Source organism: Nocardia sp. NPDC055321, assembly GCF_053645575.1.
In genome coordinates this window covers 57,556-77,021 of sequence record NZ_JBSHMS010000006.1, presented here as the reverse complement: position 1 = coordinate 77,021, position 19,466 = coordinate 57,556, and the positions used below count along the sequence as shown (strand labels likewise).

Annotated in this window: 12 protein-coding genes; 8 read left to right on the top strand and 4 right to left on the bottom strand. The window is 67.5% G+C overall.

The genetic code is table 11. From position 1 onward, the window contains the following. The first annotated feature begins 132 nt into the window (after nt 1-132). Complete coding sequence (locus tag ACWIGI_RS11670) at nt 133-972, top strand: GntR family transcriptional regulator (RefSeq protein WP_454202331.1); 840 nt, start codon at nt 133-135, stop codon at nt 970-972. After that, a complete protein-coding gene (locus ACWIGI_RS11665) occupies nt 969-1,559 on the top strand; it encodes a GNAT family N-acetyltransferase (protein WP_454202330.1) in 591 nt (196 codons plus the stop codon). Before ACWIGI_RS11670 ends, ACWIGI_RS11665 begins: the two co-directional genes overlap by 4 nt. An 8-nt stretch (nt 1,560-1,567) precedes the next feature. On the opposite strand, the gene ACWIGI_RS11660 is transcribed toward ACWIGI_RS11665, so the two are convergent. The 4 genes from ACWIGI_RS11660 to eccD are packed head-to-tail and all read right to left on the bottom strand — an operon-like array spanning nt 1,568 to nt 10,394. Continuing rightward, nucleotides 1,568-3,349, bottom strand: coding sequence for a serine/threonine-protein kinase (locus ACWIGI_RS11660; protein ID WP_454202329.1), 1,782 nt, complete (start codon nt 3,347-3,349; stop codon nt 1,568-1,570). A 3-nt stretch (nt 3,350-3,352) separates the two neighbouring features. Further along, nucleotides 3,353-7,375, bottom strand: a complete 4,023-nt coding sequence (gene eccCa / locus ACWIGI_RS11655; protein WP_454202328.1) for a type VII secretion protein EccCa — start codon at nt 7,373-7,375, stop codon at nt 3,353-3,355. A 20-nt stretch (nt 7,376-7,395) separates the two neighbouring features. Then, nucleotides 7,396-8,865, bottom strand: coding sequence for a type VII secretion-associated serine protease mycosin (mycP, locus tag ACWIGI_RS11650; RefSeq protein WP_454202327.1), 1,470 nt, complete (start codon nt 8,863-8,865; stop codon nt 7,396-7,398). Continuing rightward, a complete protein-coding gene (gene eccD, locus ACWIGI_RS11645; RefSeq protein ID WP_454202326.1) occupies nt 8,862-10,394 on the bottom strand; it encodes a type VII secretion integral membrane protein EccD in 1,533 nt (510 codons plus the stop codon). The genes mycP and eccD overlap by 4 nt, the downstream gene beginning before the upstream one ends. A 98-nt stretch (nt 10,395-10,492) precedes the next feature. Between eccD and eccA the strand changes: the two genes are divergently transcribed. The 6 genes from eccA (at nt 10,493) to ACWIGI_RS11615 (ending at nt 19,465) form a co-directional block, all read left to right on the top strand. Continuing rightward, the gene (gene eccA, locus ACWIGI_RS11640; RefSeq protein ID WP_454202325.1) at nt 10,493-12,328 is read left to right on the top strand and encodes a type VII secretion AAA-ATPase EccA; all 1,836 of its coding nucleotides are present in this window, start codon (nt 10,493-10,495) and stop codon (nt 12,326-12,328) included. Between the two features lie 18 nt (nt 12,329-12,346). Then, nucleotides 12,347-14,158 carry a type VII secretion protein EccE gene (eccE, locus tag ACWIGI_RS11635; RefSeq protein ID WP_454202324.1) on the top strand — a complete coding sequence of 604 codons (1,812 nt, stop codon included), beginning with the start codon at nt 12,347-12,349 and terminating at the stop codon, nt 14,156-14,158. Nucleotides 14,159-14,232: 74 nt separating this feature from the next. Continuing rightward, nucleotides 14,233-15,468 (top strand): DUF7373 family lipoprotein, encoded by a 1,236-nt coding sequence (locus ACWIGI_RS11630; protein WP_454202323.1) that lies wholly within the window; start codon nt 14,233-14,235, stop codon nt 15,466-15,468. Between the two features lie 9 nt (nt 15,469-15,477). Continuing rightward, nucleotides 15,478-16,761, top strand: coding sequence for a DUF7373 family lipoprotein (locus ACWIGI_RS11625; RefSeq protein WP_454202322.1), 1,284 nt, complete (start codon nt 15,478-15,480; stop codon nt 16,759-16,761). A gap of 149 nt (nt 16,762-16,910) precedes the next feature. Continuing rightward, nucleotides 16,911-18,170 carry a DUF7373 family lipoprotein gene (locus tag ACWIGI_RS11620; protein ID WP_454202321.1) on the top strand — a complete coding sequence of 420 codons (1,260 nt, stop codon included), beginning with the start codon at nt 16,911-16,913 and terminating at the stop codon, nt 18,168-18,170. A gap of 11 nt (nt 18,171-18,181) precedes the next feature. Further along, a complete protein-coding gene (locus tag ACWIGI_RS11615) occupies nt 18,182-19,465 on the top strand; it encodes a DUF7373 family lipoprotein (protein ID WP_454202320.1) in 1,284 nt (427 codons plus the stop codon). Nucleotide 19,466: the final 1 nt, after the last annotated feature.

Here is a 19,466-nt window from a genome sequence, read left to right as displayed (position 1 = left end):
CGTTCATGAACGTACAACACGCATCCAGGACGTTCATTACAATAAACCTCCGAATGTCCCTGTCAAGCCTTACGCGGCGATTCGGCACCCGGAGTAGACTTCGGGGCCTTGAAGCAACAACCGAGGAGCGAGATGGCGGACGGTCCGAGATACCAACGGATCGCAGACCTCCTCCGCGAGGAGATCCGTGCCGGTAAGTGGAAGCCGGGCGATCGACTTCCGAGCCACAACGAGCTGGCCGACCAGATGCAGGTTTCGATCACAACCGCTCGCAACGCGATTCAACTCCTGGTCGCCGAGAACTTGGTTTACACAGCAACTTCCAGAGGCACGATCGTCCGCAGTCAAGAGGTGCTCGAATCGGTTGTCACCAACCATGTTCGACCCGACCGGCCGCGGGCCGCACACGATATCTTCGTAGAGATCGCCCGGGCAGCCGGGCGCGAACCATCCAAACAGTTCACTGCCAGAATGGAACCGGCCAGTCCGGAGGTTGCCCACTGGCTCGGCGTGGAAAGGGATGCCTGGGTCGTGTCACGAACCGTCATGCAGTACCTGGACAATGAGCCGTGGTCCTGGGAGGTCAGCTTCTATCCACGCGACCTCGCCGAGGCCACCGGCATCGATGTACCGCACGACATCCCCGAGGGCACCACGCGACGGCTGTCCGAGCGCGGGTACGCCGAGACCGCGCATCGCGACACCGTCGTGGCGCGCCCGGCGACCGCGGAGGAGGCGGCCGTGCTCGGCGTCGGTCCCGGCACGATCCTGCTGGACCATCTGCGTATCGGGGCGAACCACGAACGCATCACCCGCGTGACCCGTCATCGCTCCACGGCGGCCCGCAATCGCCTCGCCTACGAGCTGGGCGACGACGAGGGCACCGACGTCATACGCAAGACCCTGGGCGCCCCGCCGCCTCCCGCCAATTCCCACTCCTTCGAGAGTTCGCTGCTACCCGGCTCCTCATGACCCCACTGATCCGCCCGGCCCGCCTCTCCGATATCGGGACCATCACCCGGTTCCGCCTGCAACGTACGTCCTGGCTGGCCGCTCGCGGCAGTGACCAGTGGACCCGTGCGGGCCGAGGCCTGCCCATAGAGACCTTCGTCCGCTCGGTGGCCCGCGCCGTCGGCAACGGCGAGACCTGGATGGCCGAGATCGACGGCGAGGTGGCCGGCACGATCACGGTCAACGACCGCGCCGACGAAGGTCTCTGGTCCCCCGGCGAACTGGCCGACGCCGTGATCGTCCACTACATGATCGTCGACCTCCGGTTCGCGGGCCATCGCATAGGCCACGCGCTCCTGGAGCACGCCGCGATGATCGCCGCCCGCACCCACCGCGACTGGGTCCGCCTGGACGCCTGGACGACGAACACGGCCCTGCACGACTATTACGTCCGCGCAGGCTTCCGCCAGGCCCGGTTCGCCGGCCCCGAGGCGACTGGCCCGTCCGGCGCCCTGTTCGAACGCCCGACGTCGAGCTGGGTTTCGACCCGCAGACTGACCCCCCTCCCGATCTCCGCGACGGTGCAGCAACAGCTGCACGCGGGGTGAACGGCGGATCAGCGACCGATGGCCGGGTACACCTGGTCGGTCAGATCCTCGACGGACGTGCACAGTTCGGCTTCGGTGAGGCTGGTCCGATTGTCCTGCATCGCTATACGGACATAACCGAACGACGCGAGCCACTCGATGGAGCAGGTCGGGTATCTGCGCGGGCTGGTACTCGCGGCGGCGAAGGCACGCGCACCGTCGGCGCTGCCCGCGACCACCACATTGGGCCGGAACCGTTCCGAGAGCACGGGATCCGGCAGGCCGATGATGATGGTGACGGCCGGTGTGTCCGAATTGGTCTGCCATGAGCACTTGCGCTCGGTCTCGGTATTGACCGCGGACGCGTTCATGGCCAGACCGAAGCGCTGTCGCAACGACGGCGTGAGGAGCGGGCACGGATTCTGCAGCACCATCGACGCGAGCGCCGCGGTCGGTTCCGCTGGGGCTACCGAGCTCGGCGACTTCTCCGTCACCGCGTTGTCGTTGCCAGCGGACATCCGGGTGCCCACCGTGATCGCCACCGCGACAGCCAGAATCGCCGCACCGAGCCCCCAGGCCCACCGGACCCCGCGGGTACGAGCGGGTGCGGCCGAAACCGATGGCGGAGGGGCATCGGCCACCCCTGTTCCGGCCGAGCCGAATCCCATCTGAGTCGAGCGGATCACGGTGCGCAGCGGATCGAAATCTCCCGATGCCGAATTCAGCGCTGTCTGGTCGGGATTGCGCATCGTGCGGTCCGGATCGGGCTGCACGTGTACATCGTCGGCGCTGACCAACCTGGCGAAGGGGCGCACACCCGTTCTGGGCGGCTCTGCCGGCTGCTGCGCGGCCGCTCGCTCGGTGGCGAGTTCAGCGAACTGTGCCGGGGCAGAGGACCCCTTGGATGCGCTTCCGTTCGAGCCGGCACGCGGGCTGGGCGGGGACGCGGTCTCCGACGTGCCCGTGGGCGCGCCGGCCAGCGCCGCCGCCGCTGCATCGGTGAACTCGAGGCAGGTGCCATACCGGTCTGCCGGATCCTTGGCTAGAGCACGAGCCAGGACGTCGTCCAGTGCGAGCGGCAGATCGGGCCGCAGCGCGGTGATTCGAGGCGGCGGCTTCTGCAGGTGGGCGGTCATCACCACCATGGCCTGGGTCCCGGGAAAGGGCGGCTGCCCGGTGATCAGCCGATAGAACGACGCCCCCAGGCTGTAAACGTCGGTGCGCGAGTCCAAATCGCCCCCGGAAAGCTGTTCCGGCGAGGCGTAGGCGACCGTCGCCAGAAACGTCCCGGTCCGGGTCAACTCGGTGGCGTCGCCCGACGGCTTGGCAATGCCGAAGTCCGCCAGCAGCACCCGCTCGTCACCGTGCGACTGGGGCGCCAGCAGGAAGTTGGCGGGTTTGACATCGCGATGCAGCAGCCCGGCGCGGTGCGCGTGATCGAGCCCCTGGCCGATCTCGGTGACTATGCGCAACGCCCGTGCGGGGGCCAACCCGGCGGGTGCGGTTTCGAGCGCGGCGGCGGCATCGGTGCCGTTCACGTACTGCAGTGCGATCCACAGGCAGCCCGCATCCTCGCCCCGGTTCTGCACCGACACGATGTTCGGATGATCCAGGGCCGCCGCGAGATTGGCCTCCCGCTCGAACCGCGCCCGGTACTCCGGATCGTCGACCAGATGCGGCCACAACACCTTGAGCGCGTCGTAGCGGGGCAGGGTGGGATGGCGGCCCAGATAGACCGTCCCCATCCCACCGCTGCCCAGCACCCGTTCGATGTAGTACCCGCCGAGGGTGGCGCCGGGTCGGATGATCAACGCCTACAGCCCCGGGAGCTCGGCGATTTGCACCATCTCCTGCCCGCGGGAGCGGGACACCAGGATCCCGCGGCCCGGGGGGAGCTTCGAGGGGCGGACGTCGCCTATCAGCTTGCCCTCGTCGCGGGGCCCGCTCATCAGCAGCGCGTCGACCGACATGTTCTTCATCGCGCCCAGGACGCCGTCGTAGAGGGCGCGCGAGACACCGCCCATCCGGCGGGTGATGATCACGTGCATGCCGATGTCGCGGGCCTGGGGCAGGTACTCGACAAGGGGGGCAAGGGGATTGGTCAGGCCGCCGGTCGCCACCATGTCGTAGTCGTCGATGATGATGTAGATCTCCGGACCGCTCCACCAGCTGCGCTCGCGCAGCTGCTGCGGGGTGATGTCCGAGCCGGGGATCCGCTTGGAGAGGTAGTTCACCACCTCCTGGATCATCGGCCCGGACGTCTGCGACGAGGTCGAATACCCGGCCAGCTGATCGCCTTCCAGCGCACCGAGCAGCGTGCGGCGGTAGTCGATCAGGATGACCCGGGCCTGCGTGGCGTCGGAGCTCTCCGCGATGCCGTGAATGATGTTGCGCAGCAGCGTGGTCTTGCCGGACTCCACGTCGGCGAAGGCCATGAGGTGCGGGTCGGCGCCGAAATCCAGGACCAGCGGGGCCAATTCGGCCTCGCCGAGCCCGACCACGATCTTGGTCGGCCCCTGCTGCACGCGGTGCGCCCGCGCGATCTCGAGCACCTGCTCGCGGTGGATGTTCTGCGGCAGCATGCGCACCTCCGGCGCCCGCCGATCGCCGTACATCGCCTGCATCTGCGCCTTGGCCGCGGCCACGCCCTCACCGAGGTTCTGCGCGTTGGTGTCGGAGTCCAAGCGCGGCAACGCGATCAGCATGTGCAGCTGGTCCGCGGTCAGACCGCGACCCGGCCGGTTCAGCGGCACGTTCACCGCGATGCGCCGGCCCATCTCCGAATCCGACGGATCACCCAGGCGCAGCTCGATACGGGTACCGATCTGGTCCTTGATGGCGGGCCGGATCTCGGCCCACCGGGAGGTGCCGAGGATGACGTGGATGCCGTACGACAGACCCTGCGCGCCGAGCTGGGTCACCGCGGATTCGAGGGTGTCGAACTCCTCGCGCAGCACCGCCCAGCCGTCGACGACCAGGAACACGTCGCCGTACTTGTCCGAGAGCAGCGGATCATCGTGTGCCCCCTGCGCCAGCGCCGCGTGCTTGCGCCGCCGGTACTCGGCCATGGACTCGATGCCCAGCTGCGCGAACCGCTCCTCGCGCTGGTGCAGCAGCGTGCTGAGTTCGGCGATGGTGCGCCGCACCCGATCCACATCCAGCTTGTTGGCGACCGAACCCACGTGCGGCAGTCCGGACAGACCCGCCATGCTGCCGCCACCGAAGTCGAGGCAGTAGAACTGCACCTGCTCCGGGGTGTGCGTGGCCGCGGCCGCCATGATGATGGTGCGCAGCGTGGTGGACTTACCCGCCTGCGGACCACCGACGACGGCGATATTGCCCTGTGCGCCCGCGAGATTGATCTGCAGCACATCGCGCCGCTGCTCGTACGGCTTGTCGATGATGCCGATGGGCATCCACAGCTGTCCGTGCCGGTTGACCGGCGAGCGCCAATCCGGGTCGGGCAGCAGCATGTCCACGGTCGGCGATTCCTCGAGCGGCGGCAACCACACCTCGTGGGCGGGCCGCCCGTGCCCGGTGAGCCGCTTGACGACCACCTGCAGCAGGCTGTCCGGAATACCCTCGTCCGCCGCGGGCGGCGGGGGCAGCAGATCCAGCGGGTCCAGGCTCGGTTCGGGCGCGGGCAGCGCCAGCTGCTCCACCGGCCCGGCGATGAACTCGCGCGGCGGCGCTTCGGCCACGGCGGTGCCGTCGGCCTGCCGCACCGCGCGCGGCGCGACGTAGGGCCCGGACACGTAGGTGGCGTTGAACCGCAAAGGATCCGAGGCGTCGCTCTTGAGATAGCCCGCACCCGGGACACCCGGCAGGTGGTACGCGTCGGTGATACCGAGTACCGCGCGGGATTCGTTGGCGGAGAACGTCCGCAGGCCGATGCGGTAGGACAGATGCGCGTCCAGCCCGCGCATCTTGTTCTCCTCCAGGCGCTGCGAGGCCAGCAGCAGATGCACGTGCAGCGACCGCCCGAGGCGGCCGATCATGACGAACAGGTCCGCGAAATCCGGCTTCTGCGAGAGCAGTTCGGAGAACTCGTCGATGACCACGAACAGCGCGGGCAGCGGATCCAGCGGGACACCGGCCGCGCGCGCCTTCTCGTAGTCGGTGACGTTCGCGAAATTGCCCGCGGTGCGCAGCAATTCCTGCCGCCGGTTCATCTCACCGGCGAGCGCGTCGCGCATACGGTCGACGAGATCGAGTTCTTCCTCGAGGTTGGTGATGACCGCCGCGACATGCGGCAGCGGGTCCAGACCGAGGAAGGTCGCACCACCCTTGAAGTCGACGAGCACGAGGTTCAGCTGATCCGGCGAGTGCGTGGCGACCATGGAAAGCACCAGGGTGCGCAGGAATTCGGATTTACCCGAACCGGTCGCGCCGATGCACAGCCCGTGCGGGCCCATACCGTTCTCGGCAGATTCCTTGATGTCGATCTCGACGGGGGTGCCGTCGGGCGTGGTGCCGATCGGCACCCGCAGCCGCTCACGCCCCGCACGCGGCCGCCACACCTTGGAGGCGTCGATCTGCGCCGCGTCCGGAATCTTCAGCAGCGCCATGAGTCCCGGATCGGCGGCGCCGGTGCTGTCCCCCAGGCTCACGATCTGCGCGGCGGTGGCGATGCGGAAGCGCGCCAGACTGCGCGAGAACGCCTCGGTCTGCGCCCGTGTGACGATGTCCGCGGTGGCGAATTTCTCGGTGCCGGAAGCACTCTTGGCGAACACGTCGCCGTCGGCGGCGACCAGCTGCAGCCCGCGCCGCGCCGCCAGGCTGTTGTCGACGGCGCTGAGGTCGATGACCGTCACCGCGTCCAGCCCGGATTCGCTGATGAGCCGCTCGGTTCCGTTCACGTAGCCGTCGTCGATGACCACGACCAGGTGCAGGCGTCCCGCGGTGGGCTGCGGGTTGCGCATGAACCGCCCGCGTTCGAGCAGATCCTCCGCGAGCGCGGTCTCCAGCTCCCCGAGCGAGCGATAGATCATGCGGACCGCGCCCATACCGTCGCGGTGGGTCGAATGCTGAATGTGCGGCAGCCATTTCGCCCAGGACCAGGCCGGATCGTCGGGTTCGGCGCAGACGATGGCGACCGCGACGTGGTCGGGTCCGTGGAACGCGGTCAGCTCCATGATCATCGACGCCACCAGCGCCCGCGAATCCTCCACGGGGCCTTCGACATTGATCGCCGGGAACGCGCGCAGCGACACCGCGGTCGGCAGGTGGTGCACCACCGAGTGGGTGCGCACGAACCGGCGCAGCGCCACCGTCGAGACGGGTTCGAGGTCCTCGAGCGGCCCGGTCTCGGGCCGCGCGAGTTTGGCCGCGAGCCGGTGGGTTCCGATGCCGACCCGCACGTGCCCGAAGTCCGGATCGTTGGGCCTGCGCTCCCACATGCGCCGGGTGCCGATCACCGAGGGCAGATCCGCCGGTTCCGGGTGACTCCAGACCAGCGTCTCGAGCTGCTTCTGCGCGGTGCGCCGCACCTCGCGCCGGGTCTGGTCCAGGTAGCGGAAGTAGTCCTTGCGATCCTCGTTGAGCTCGGCCGAGCCCTTGTTGTTGCCGCGCTGGCCCATGAACATGCCGGCCATGGACATGACCATCATGAGCGGGAACATCATCATGAACGGGTTGGTCAGGATCGACCGGCCCATCATCGCCATCATGGCGATCATGCCGATCATCGCGATGATCATGATCACCGGCATGAGCTTCTGGATCAGTGGTGCGGGCACCGCGCGCGGAATCTCCGGTGGCGCGGTGAGCGCGAGTTCACCGCCGGGTGCGCGGGGCGGGGCGATACGTGGCCTGCGTACGAATCCTTCGGTAGCCATGGATGTTTCTCCGGTCCTTGCTAATCGAGGTCGGGCAGCTCGTCGTCGCGGTGCGCGCGGCGGAACGGAATCGAGATCGCGAGACCGATTCCCAGCGCGGCGAGGCAGACGATGGACCCGATGACGGCCACGAGACGGGGGAACCGCGCGGGCCCCTCCGGCGTCTGCGGCTCCGGGAAGATGAAGGCCTGATCGGCGCCCGTACTCACGTGCTGTGCGGGCAGTTTCGCGGTCAGCGCGGCGAGGGGATCGATGAGCCCGTAGCCCATGCGATCGTCCCGGCCGGTGCCGGGACCGTGCGCGGTGCGGGTGATGCGATCCATGACCTGCTGCGCCGAGTACTCGGGATGCTGCTCGCGAATGAGCGCGGCGAGCCCGGCCACGTAGGGCGCGGCGAAGCTGGTGCCGTTGATCGGCACGAATCCGCCCTTGTCCCCGGGCAATCCGTTGATCAGCCCCGTGCCACCCGGCTTGTTGTCGAGCGAGACGATGTTGGTGCCGACCGCGGCGACCCCGACCCACGGCCCGTACAGGCTGAAGCTCGACGGCCCGCCGGTGTCCTGCACCGATCCGACGCTGAGCACGTACGGCGTGAACCAGGCCGGGGTGGCCACGGTACTCACCTGTCCCCAGCCGCCGTTGCCCGGATTCTGTGTGCCGCACCCCTTGTTGGAGGTGTTGCCCGCCGCCACGACCACGACCACGTTGCGTTCGTAGGCGTAGCGCACGGCCGCGCCGAGCGAGCCGTCCGCGCTGTCGCCTGACGCCGCCGAACAGGCGACCTCGGAGATGTTGATGACGGTCGCGCCCATGTCCACCGCGCGCACCACGGCCGCGGCCATGGTCAGGGTGCTGCCGTATCCGCTGTCGGTGATGCTGCCCGGCGCGGCGTCGCCCTTCTTGTCCTTCTCCCGATACGCGATGCTGTACTGGCGAATCGAGAGGATCTCGGCGTCGGGTGCGACGCCGACGAAACCGTCGTCGGGGCTGGGCCTGGCGGCGATGATCCCGGCCACCAGCGTCCCGTGCCCGTCGCAGTCCCAGGTGCCGTCGGAGTCGTCGGCGACGTAGTCACCGCCGGCCTGCAGCGCGGGCAGGCGCGGATGCCGGTTCACCCCGGAGTCGATGACCGCGACCTTCTGCCCCTTGCCGGTGGCGAACTTCCACGCGGCGGGCAGGTTGAGCACCTTCTGCGAGACCGGTTCGTCGCGCGGAACGATGCCGTCCGGCTTGACCTTTCGGCCGTCGCTGGTGTCGACCGCGGTGCCGACCGTGCCCTCGATGCAGATGCCGTGCTTCTCGGTGGTGACCAGCGGAGCAGGCTTGCCGCTCAAGCCCTGTGCCTCGCCGAGCAGCCCGAGATCGGCGGTGGGCGGCGAGACCGTCGCGAGCGGCCGCGCACCGGCCCCGGCCGCCGGCCCCATCAGGGCGGCGCCGAGAACGGCTGTGGCGCAGGCCACCCGGGCCCAGTTCGTGAAGCGCCCGCTCATATGTTCCGCGCCATCGAGTAGACGCCCGTGAGCCAGAGCACCAGCGGGATGATCGATACGATCAGGCCGTATTCGAAGATCTCGTTGAAGCGCCGCTGCACCGGGGTCACCTCGATGTGCGGGCCGATGACCCCGAACCCGATGGCGCACACCGCGAAGATGAGCAGCAATCCGGCCGAGAGCAACAGCTTGTGATTGTCGCTGAGCGCCAGCAGCACCAGCAGTCCCGCGAAGGTGCTCATGCCGCCGACGATGAGCACGCAGGCCTGGGTGAGGTCGGCGAAGGACCGCCCCCGCAGGCACAGGATGATGGCGACCACGACGGCCAGCGTGATCCCCTGCCAGCGCGGAGATCCCAGCGGATCCGCCGCCAGCAACGCTCCGGCGACCGCGCCGAGCGTGCTGCCGATCACCATGCCGGTCTGGAACTGGTTGGCGGTGCGCGCGCGAATGCCGAGCCCGTGCGCCGAGGGCAGCACGGTCGCGCCGATGGCGCCGATGCCCTCGATGGTCGGCCGCGGTTCGTGGTCGGCCGGGTCGATGGCGGCGCCCGCGGTGGGCACCGGCGGCACCGGCAGCCGGGCCAGGGTGGCGGCCAGGCGCGGCACGGACGACAGCACGATCAGCGCGACGACCAGTGCGCCGCCGCCGAGTTGGGACATGCCGACGTCCCAGATCATGCGGACCGCCGCGGCGCCGCCGATCAGGATCGATAGTGTCACGCCCGCCGCGACGACGGCCGCGCCCACGCGGATCAGCCGGTATCCGACGATCGCCATGAGCAGCGTGGCCGTGGCCCCGAGCAGGGCGTTCGGACTGCCCAGGTCGCCGGGCACCATGAGTGCACCGCCGCCGAAGGTGAGCAGCAGCATGAGCAGCGTCAGAACCGTGGCGGTGAGTTCGTCCTGGTACTTGCGCTCGGTGATGACCGCGGCCACCAGCGCCGCGATGGCCCCGCCCATGAACATGGCCGCGGCCACGAACGCGTCACCCGCGCCGCGCGCGAAAGCACCCAGTACCAGCGCGAACAGTGTCGCGAAGACCGCGGCCGCCAGGCCGGTCCAGCGGGCCGAGCCCGCCGACCAGCCGCGGAATTCCTCTGCGGTGAGCCGGGATACGGCGTCGATCACATCGTCGAAGAGCGCGGGCGCTTCCTTCGCGGCGACCGCGCGCAGCACCAGCAGCTCACCGTCGAAGATCTCGGCGTCGTTGAGCGTCTGACTCGGCGAGATCATGTCGCGGCCCAGTTTGGCCAGCGTCCAGTGCTGCGGCTGAAGTGGTGTTCCCCCGTCTTCGCTACCCAGTGGCTCCGGGTTGCGGGATTCGATCAATTTTACGAGATCGTCGATGAATGCTGCGATTGGCGTGTTTGCCGGCAGCCCGACGTCGAGCTGGGTATTCCCCCCGATGACGGACACTCGGCACAATTCGGGTTCGGCGGCTCCCAGGCCGCCGAGCGAAGGTGCTGTTGTCACTTGCTGAACTGCCCCTAACGTCTCCACAGTTGCCCACCCCGGGCGGATAACCATAATGTATCCGACTGTCCGCAACTGTGCGAAGAGCACGTGTGGCTGGGGATTGTGAACGAAAGCCTAACCAGGTTCAACGAATTCGGGGTTCGAGCAGCATGATCGACACTCGCCAGGCCCAGCGCGCCTTCGATGCCGGAGTGCTGTCTCTGGGGCTGAGCATCGACGGACAGGAATCGAATCGGGACCTCGAGTACGCGAAGCTGGCCTTCCAGCGCGCGACCGAGTGGGATCCCACCATGTGCGACGCCTGGCTCGGCCGGGCCGTCGCCGGTGAGGTGACCAAGGACGTTCTGTACAACCTCTACAAGACCAGCTCCGAGACCCTGTCGCGCGAACAGCGCCGCCTCGGCCTGCAGCCGCGGGTGATGGCCGGGCGCTTCCTGCCCGGGCTGTACATCGACTACCCCCTCGCCAGCTACACCGAGATCCACCTGGCCTATGCCGCGCATCTGATCGCGGACAAGCAGTTCGACGAGGCCGAGCGCGTGCTCGACGAGCTCGAGGAATACCGGCGCGGGCGCACCTCGGATCCGGACTTCGCGGTCGATGGGCGAATCACCAGCTACATTCGCGGCATCCTGCACTACAACACCCAGCGCTGGCCCGATGTCATGACCATTCTGGCCGGTTCGGCCGAGTGGGAGGACCCGTACCTGGCGGCCGGCGCCCATGTGATGGTCGGCACAGCCTGCGCGCAGCTCGGCCTGTTCGCCGAGGCCATCCGGCGCATGGAAAAGGCCGAGGCGGGCCCGATTCCGGCCGCGCGCACCGCCGCCATGTTCTGCCGCGGCCTGAGCCTGCGCGAATCCGGCAACGCCGACGAGGCGCAGTCGCTGTTCGAGAAGGTCTACTCCCAGGCCCCGGACTTCGAGGCCAACGCTGCGGCGATGCGCGACCGCACCTACCGCATCACCATCACCTCCCAGGAGGTGATCGACGCCCGCACCGACAAGTGGGATCCGGCGTCGGCGCCCTCGCTCGCGGAGAAGCAGCAGGCCGAACACGAGGATCGCGCCAAGCGGGTGCTCGCCGAGGCGCGTGCCGAACTCGACAAGCAGATCGGTCTCACCGCGGTGAAAACCCAGGTGGCCAAGCTGCAGTCGAGCGCGCAGCTGGCCAAGATCCGCGCCGAGAAGGGCCTGTCGAGCTCCGCGCGCGGCCAGCACCTGGCCTTCACCGGCCCGCCCGGAACCGGTAAGACCACCATCGCCCGCGTGGTCGCCAAGATCTACTGCGGACTCGGAATCCTCAAGACCGACAAGGTGATCGAGTCCAAGCGCTCGGACTTCGTCGGCCAGCACCTGGGTTCGACCGCGATCAAGACCGAGAAGCTGATCGACTCGGCCATGGACGGCGTGCTGTTCATCGACGAGGCGTACACCCTGATCCAGCAGGGTCTGTCCGGCGGTGACGCGTTCGGCCGCGAGGCGGTGGACACGCTGCTGGCGCGCATGGAGAACGACCGCGACCGCCTGGTCGTGATCATCGCCGGATACGACGGTGAGATCGACCGCTTCCTGGCCGCGAACGACGGTCTGTCCTCGCGCTTCGCCAAGCGCCTGCAGTTCCCGTCCTACTCCGCAGAGGAGCTCGGCGACATCGGCCGGGTCATCTCGAACAAGCGCGATTCCGAGCTCTCGGACGAGGCGCTGGAACAGCTGGTGCAGACCTGCCGCCGGCTGTACGAGCTGGAAAGCACCGATCAGAGCGGCCAGCCCCGCCGGGGCGTCGACGTCGCCGGCAACGGCCGGTTCATTCGAAACCTCATCGAGGCAGCCGAGGAAGAGCGCGAATTCCGGCTGGCCAACGACGAATCCATCGATCTGAGCGCGGTCGACGAGGCGGTGCTCATGCGAATCGAAGCACCGGATATGAAGGCTGCGTTGGCCACCATGCTCACCTCGCTCGGCTTGGCCTCGGCAGTAGGTTAGAGCTAGGGGGGAACACCTGTGAACGACTTCCCGAACCGGGGATCCGGGGTCGCTACACCTGAACGTCCGGCGCCGCAGGCGCCTCCGGAACAGCCGCCCGCACCGCCGCGGCCGCCGGCCGAACTGCGGTCGGACGAGATGTGGCTGTTCCGCAATCTGCCACTGCGACTGGTGATTCCGGTCGCGCTGTTCGGCGTGCTCACCTCGCTCATCGCCGTCATGCTGGACGGCCCGTGGTGGGCGGCGGCGCTCGCCGGGATCATTCCGGCGCTGATCTTCCTGGCGCCCTTCCGGGGTGTGCCGATCGGGCTGCGCCTGGGCCGCTGGGCGGGCTTCCGCTGGCGCCAGGCCATGCGCGCCGATTTCGAGGAGGGCACCCAGTTCGACGTGCCGCTGCCCGACGGCGGCAGCTACGGATTGCGCTGGGACGGAACCCTGCTCACCACGATGCTGCGCATCGACAATCCGCCGGACACCCTGACGCTGCTGCGCCGCGGCTCGCTCAGCACCGACCAGGTGCTGCCGCTCGCCGAGATCGCCTCGTGCCTGCGGCAGTACGACGTCGAGCTGGATTCGGTCGACGTGATCAGCAACGGCACCCGCACCGCGAGCACCGAGGCGGTGCTGTCCGGCTACGCGTCGAGCATCGCCCCGCTGGGCCACCTGTACGACGAGATCCTCGGCCCGCTACCGGCTATCGCGCACCGCACGGTGTGGTTGGTGCTGCGGCTGAACCCGCTCACCAACAACAAGGCGGTGCAGAATCGCGGCGGCGGCCCCGAGGGCGCGCTGCGCTCGGCGATCATCGGCACCCGCCGGGTCGCCAATCGCCTTGCCGCCCGCGGCATCACGGCCTCGGTGCTCACCACCGCCGAAATGACCCTGGCCAGTCGTGAACTCACCCGCGGCATTCCGCTGGAGGAGTTCACCGAGCACCCGGATTCACTCGAGCACAACGGCATTCACCTCACCAGCTTCCAGATCGATCCGCAGCTGTTCAGTCTCGACGGCCTGGCCAAGATCTGGGCGGTGCGCAGCCTGGCCACCACGGTGACCGTGCGCCTGCGCCCGACCGCCGACGCCGACGCGCGGTTCGAGGCCATCGAGGTGGACGCCCGTGTCCGCTACGACACCCAGCAGCCGGTCGAGGAGCCGCCCGTTCCGGGTCTGCTCGAACTCCCCCGCCGCCAGCTCTGGGCCCTGGCCGACATCCTTTCCTATGGCGCACAGGAGATCCGGCCCAGCGGCTATCAGGGCCCGATCGAGGCGCTGTCGGAGATCGCGGTGCCGACCGCGGGCTGCGGTCAGCTCATCGGCGCGGATGCCACCGGCAGCGGCGTGGCCGTGCCCCTGATCGGCAACGGCTCGCGGCGCATCGACATCATCTCCGACCTGCACCTGGCGCAGCAGGTCATCCTGCGCGCCATCGCCCTGGGCGCGGGCGCGGTGGTGCACACCGCGCGCCCCGGCGCGTGGCAGCACATGATCGCCAATGTCGGCGCCTCCCACGCTCTCTCGCTCGCCTCCTCGGTCACCCACAGCTCGCGCCACAGCACGATGACCGCCCGCACCCCCAACCCGGCCGCGACCGTGATCGTCTTCGATGGCGTCCCGGCCACCGCTCCCCCGGGTTCGGCGACCGTGGTCACCCTGCACCAGGGCGTTCCCCCGGGCTACCAGCCCGACGCGGACGTGACGATCATGCAGCACCGCAACGCACCCCACACGGTCACCGTGCACACCCCGGCCACCAAGACCACCGCGCAGTTGGTCACGACTCCGGCGGAGCAGCGGTACATCGGGGCGGCGCAGCCGGCGGCTCGGTACTGATCTCGGGGCGGGACAGTAGACTCACGACGCCGGTAGGACAAACGACCGGATAAGCGGTTCGGGGGAAGACACACATGCGGTACACCGATGCCCGGCGGGGGCCGGCGCGACGAGGTCTGCGCGCGGCTCTCGCGTGCGCCGCGGCCGCCTCGGTTCTCGCGACAGCGGGCTGCGGCTCGGACTCCACTGCGGCCGAACCGGTTCCGGACATCGACCTGAGCAAGCTGGACACCGGCGCCTACGACACCAAGCCCCAGGTACTGGCCGCGAAGAACCCCGCCCGCATGGCCCGCACTCTGGAGGCCCTGCGCCTGGGCGACGCGATGCCGCTGCCGCAGGAGATCGACCCGGCCATGACCTACGGCTCGACCGGCGGCGGGCCGTTCACCGCCGCCGATTCGTTCGACGGCAAGTACGTTTTCGGCTGGCTGGACAAGACGGAGTTCGACGCCAATACGGCGGGGTTGGTCGGGGGGTTTTCCACCTCGGCGCGCTCTCACGAGGACTCGGATGTCGCGTCCTCGATCACCGTGGCCGCCATGCTCTTCGAGAGCGAAGCCGCCGCGGAGACGGCCGCGATCGCGCTCGCCCACAAGGGTTTCGACGACAACAGCAGGGCCGAACCGGCGGTCCCCCAGCAGTATTCCGCCGCCCGGATGTCCTGGATCCCCAGTTCGCAGACCCTGGCGTCCTGGTACGCGACCGGGAAATACGTGATCAACACCCTGGTCCGCGACAGCGTGAACTACCAGCTGAAGATCTCCGACCAGCCGGCGCTGGTGGCACTCACCGAAAAAGCCATCACCGTCACCTCGGACCGCCTCGGCAGGTTCGAACCGACACCGGTCGAGAATCTCATGGCCCTCCCGATCGACCCCCAGGGCATGATGCGCCTGACTCTGCTGCGCCCCAACGGCGACAAGACCGCCGCCGCCTTCGACGGCGCGCTGACGGCCCGCGCGGCCCTGCACCGCTGGGTGGACGACACGAAGACATCCGCGATATTCGACAGGGCCGGAGTCGATTACATCGGCTACGGCGCGGGCGAACTGACCCGAACCCGGGATACCCCGGCCGCCCGAACGTTCATCACCGAACTCTCCGCCAACAAGTTCCAGCAACGGATAGACCCGCCACCGGGCCTCCCGACGGCCCTGTGCTTCAAGTATCGAGGCCCGGCGACCAATGAGTTCCCCTACAACTGCTACGTCTCCTACGGCCGCTACGCGGCCCAGGTGTGGTCCTACCACCTGCAAGACGCGTACCAGCGCGTCAGCGCGCAGTACGCGATCCTGGCGAACGACAGGTAGGGCGAACCCATGTGGATTCACGCACATCGGCGGCACGTCAGGGTCGTGGGCGCGCTCGTCCTAGCGGCGTCACTAGCCGCCTGCGGCAGCGACATCGAGGGCTTCCCCTCCCCCGGCGAGATCGACATCCGGCAGCTGGACGTGGGTAACTACAACACCGATCCGGCAGAGTATCGAGGCAAGTCCCGTCACTCGGTCGCGGCCGGCGAGATGCTCGACTTCTCCCGCCTGGTCGACCACGTCGTCATCGGTTCGGATGTCGACGAGAAGTTCGCACACGGCCTGCTGTCCAAACTCCTTCCCACACCCACACATACGACAAATGTGCTGACCGAGGCGGCGAAGCCCATTCTGGAAGCGACCGGAATGCTGTACGGCTTCTCGGCGGCCGCCAGCACCCACCCCCTGGTCGACACCACGTACTACGACAGCACCGGCAACTTCAAGCCGTTCGGCGGCGCGGACACGAATCCCGAAGCGAAGTCGTTCAATATCACTGTCCTGCGGTTCCCGGATGACGACGGTGCCCGGACCGCGGCCGAACAGATCGAGGCCGCCGACTTCGATGTCGCGCTCGACGTGAATGCCCGCGTGACCATCGACGGCGTGCCCACGGCCCGAGCGCACTGGCGGCCGGGCGTCCCGTCCCTGGCCGCGACGGTGTCGTACGGCAGCCACCTGATCAACGTGTTCGTCCAACAGCCGACCGCGGACCTGCCGGAACTGAAGAGCCTCGCCGAGCGGGTCTTCGCGGCCCAGATCCCCCTGCTGGAGCGGATGCCGGTTCTGAGCCCCCGCGACTCACTGCTCCAACCTCCCGATCCCCACGGTATCGCCCGCCGGACGCTGAGTCTGAACGACGGCCTCGCGGTGGACGCCGACAGCAACGCGATCCGAACGCCCCGTGGCTGGCTGCATTTCGTGCCGGAGCAAAGGGTGTGGGAGCCAATGCTGGAGTCCAGCGGCGTGGACTACATCGCCACGACCAAGAAGACCGCGATCCTGTTCCGGGCGCTCGACTCCGATGCGGCGCGATCTCTCCACACGGCGATCGACGCCTTGCAAGCCCTGCCGGTCGAAGCTCCACCGAACTCCCGTGATGTCACGTGCGCAGAGAACCCGAAGCCGAGACCTGCTGTGAACGTCTCGCAGGCCTGGGACGCCAGCGACCGATTCCTGTGCACCATTCGCTACGACAGGTATGTGGCCCGGGTGGCCAGCGCCCAGCTCACCGATGCCCAGCAGCGTGCATCCGCGCAGATCGCGCTGCTGGCCAAGAGCGAGTACATGTGAGGGGCTCGTGCGATTGCCATCAGACGAAAGACATCCAGTCCGACGGACGACGCGGAACACGATGAGCAGGGCATCGGTACCGACCAGTACACTCTGCAAGCCATAAGAAAAAGTGCCGATTGTCTGGTACCTGTGGGGGGATTCTCGACATGCTGATCGACCATGGCCCGAACAAACTGGCGGGCAGAGCGCTACGTGCCCTGGGATGCGCAACCCTCGCGCTGTCGGTGCTTGTCAGCACAGGATGCGGCTCGGATTCCGATGCGTCCGCAGCACTTCCCGCGATCGACCTCGGCAAGCTGGACACCGGTGGCTACACAACGACACCGCAGGACCCGGCACCCTTCAACCCCACAGCCGCGGCCCGAAATCTCGAAGCCCTCCGATTGGGCGAGGTCATACCGCTACCGAAGGACATCGATCCCGCGCTGACCTACGGATCCGGTCGAGGAAAGTCGTACACGAATCTGGCATCGTTGACTCCCACGGTGGAATTGAGCTGGATCGACGGGAAGAACTTCGATTCCGATACGGTCGGCCTGATCGGCGGGTTTCTCACCACCGCACAATCGAATCAGAGCGAAAGTCTCTCGTACGCGCTGACAAACAATGTCATGATCTTCGAGAGTGACAGCGCCGCTGCTGCCGCTGCGGTCGCGCTGGCCCGCTCCGGGTTCACCAGCTTGGACTACGACAAGAACAACAATCAGACTCCCCCCGAGCCGACCGCTTCGGCGAAGTATCCAACCGCCCAGGTCATCTGGAAGCCGAAGAACCAGATTCTTGCCTCCTGGTACGCGACGGGCAGATTCGTGATCAACACGCTTGTGCGGCACCCGGAGAATTTCGAGCTGGAAATCTCCGATCAACCCGGACTGCTGTCCCTGTCGGACAGAACGATCGCCGCCACCGCCGACCGCTTGAGCAAGTTCGTTGCTACCGCTCCGGACAAGCTGACAAGCCAGGCGCTGGACCCGTCGAAAATGGTCCGAATCACTCTCCCGATCCTCCCCAGGGAGGCGGTGGAAACCAAGTTCAACGGCGTCCTGAGCGCAGTCGGCGAACTCCATCGCCGCACCGACCAGGACAAGGCACGCGCCTTGTTCGACAGGACGGGGGTAGACAGCGTCAGCTATGGCGCGGGCATGCTCGTCCGCACCCGTGATGCCGCGGCTGCCGAGACATATATCGACGAAGTGTCGGTCAACAAGTTCCGAGTGCGGATCGATTCGCCACCGGGTCTACCGACAGCGCGGTGTTTCAAGTACCACGGTCCAGCCTGGAATGTGTTCGCTTTCGACTGCTACGTCTCGCAAGGCCGGTACGCAGCGTATACCAGGGCCGATCAGGTGCAGGAGGCGTACCAGCAGATATCCGCGCAGTACGCCATCCTCGCGAACGACAAGTAGGGACGATCGAGTTGAGCATCGGGAAGCGTTGCCGCACAGCCGGAAACACGATTGTCACCTTCGCCCTCGCCGTTGTTCTCGCGGCCTGCGGCGGCGAGATCGACGGCGCCGCAGGTCCCGGAGAAGTCGACATACGTTCGTTGGTCGTCGGAAAGTACGAGACCGATCCGCTGGAGTATCGGGGGACCTACCAGCACAGCGCGGCATACGGCCGTTCTCTTGCGTTGGGACGGTTGGCCGACTCCGTCGTCATCGGCCCGGACGTCGACCCGAAATTCACGAATGGATTTTCGGCCCGATCGATCACCCAGCCCGCCCTGACACGATTTCTGCTGGTATCGGCGGCCGAAACGATTCTGGCAACCAACGGCATGATGTTCGGGTTCATGGCATCGTCGAGCACACACCCGCCGATCGTCGATAAGGCGTGGGATGGGTCCGACGTATTCAGCCCATTCGGACTGGGAACGACCAATCGTCCCGAAGCGACGTCCTTCAGCGTGATGGTGCTCCAGTTCCCGGACGATCAACGCGCGAAGGTTGCTGCCGAACAGGTGGAGCAGGCCGACTTCGACATCGCAGCGAGTCAGAATGTCCGTGTCACCCTCGACGGGCAGCCGGCCGCAAGAGCCCATTGGCGGCCCGGTGTGCCGTCCATGGCGGCCACCATGGCGTATGGGCAGTACTTCATCAATGTTTATGCCCAGCAACCAAATCCGGAAGAGTCCGGCCTCAAGGACCTGATCCAGCGAGTATTCACGGCTCAGCTGGCGCTCTTGAATCAGTCCCCACCGCTCAGTGCCCGCGACTCACTGCACCAGGATTACGATCCGCAGTCGATGCTGCGCCGAACCCTGACCGAAGGCGACAACCCTGCACCGGACCCCGACGGACAGATCACCCGCACCCCCCGCGGCTGGCTGCACTACGTGTCAGATCAACGAGCCTGGAAGCAGTTGCTCGACGACTCCGGCGTAGACCACATAGCGGTTTCGGCTGCGCTGCTACTGCGCGCCCGTGACAGCGAGGCTGCGGAAGCCCTGTGGTCCGCGATCAATGATCAGTTGCCGAAGTCGGTGGATCCCCCCGCCAACACCAGAGATGTGGTCTGCAAGGAAAATCCCGAGCCCGAACGCAGTAGAGGGTTGCGTCCGGCGTGGAACGACAACGGCCGCTTCTACTGCAACATCCGCTACGACCGTTATGTGGCCAGGGTGGCCAGCACCCAGTTGGCCGACGCTCAACAACGAGCCGCGGCACAGTACGCGTTGCTCGCCAAAAGCCAGTATCTCTGAG

Coding starts and splice junctions, on each gene's coding strand:
- ACWIGI_RS11670 (WP_454202331.1), top strand. CDS start 133: ATGGCGGACGGTCCGAGATACCAACGGATCGCAGACCTCCTCCGCGAG.
- ACWIGI_RS11665 (WP_454202330.1), top strand. CDS start 969: ATGACCCCACTGATCCGCCCGGCCCGCCTCTCCGATATCGGGACCATC.
- eccCa (WP_454202328.1), bottom strand. CDS start 7,375: ATGGCTACCGAAGGATTCGTACGCAGGCCACGTATCGCCCCGCCCCGC.
- mycP (WP_454202327.1), bottom strand. CDS start 8,865: ATGAGCGGGCGCTTCACGAACTGGGCCCGGGTGGCCTGCGCCACAGCC.
- eccD (WP_454202326.1), bottom strand. CDS start 10,394: ATGGTTATCCGCCCGGGGTGGGCAACTGTGGAGACGTTAGGGGCAGTT.
- eccA (WP_454202325.1), top strand. CDS start 10,493: ATGATCGACACTCGCCAGGCCCAGCGCGCCTTCGATGCCGGAGTGCTG.
- ACWIGI_RS11630 (WP_454202323.1), top strand. CDS start 14,233: ATGCGGTACACCGATGCCCGGCGGGGGCCGGCGCGACGAGGTCTGCGC.
- ACWIGI_RS11625 (WP_454202322.1), top strand. CDS start 15,478: ATGTGGATTCACGCACATCGGCGGCACGTCAGGGTCGTGGGCGCGCTC.
- ACWIGI_RS11620 (WP_454202321.1), top strand. CDS start 16,911: ATGCTGATCGACCATGGCCCGAACAAACTGGCGGGCAGAGCGCTACGT.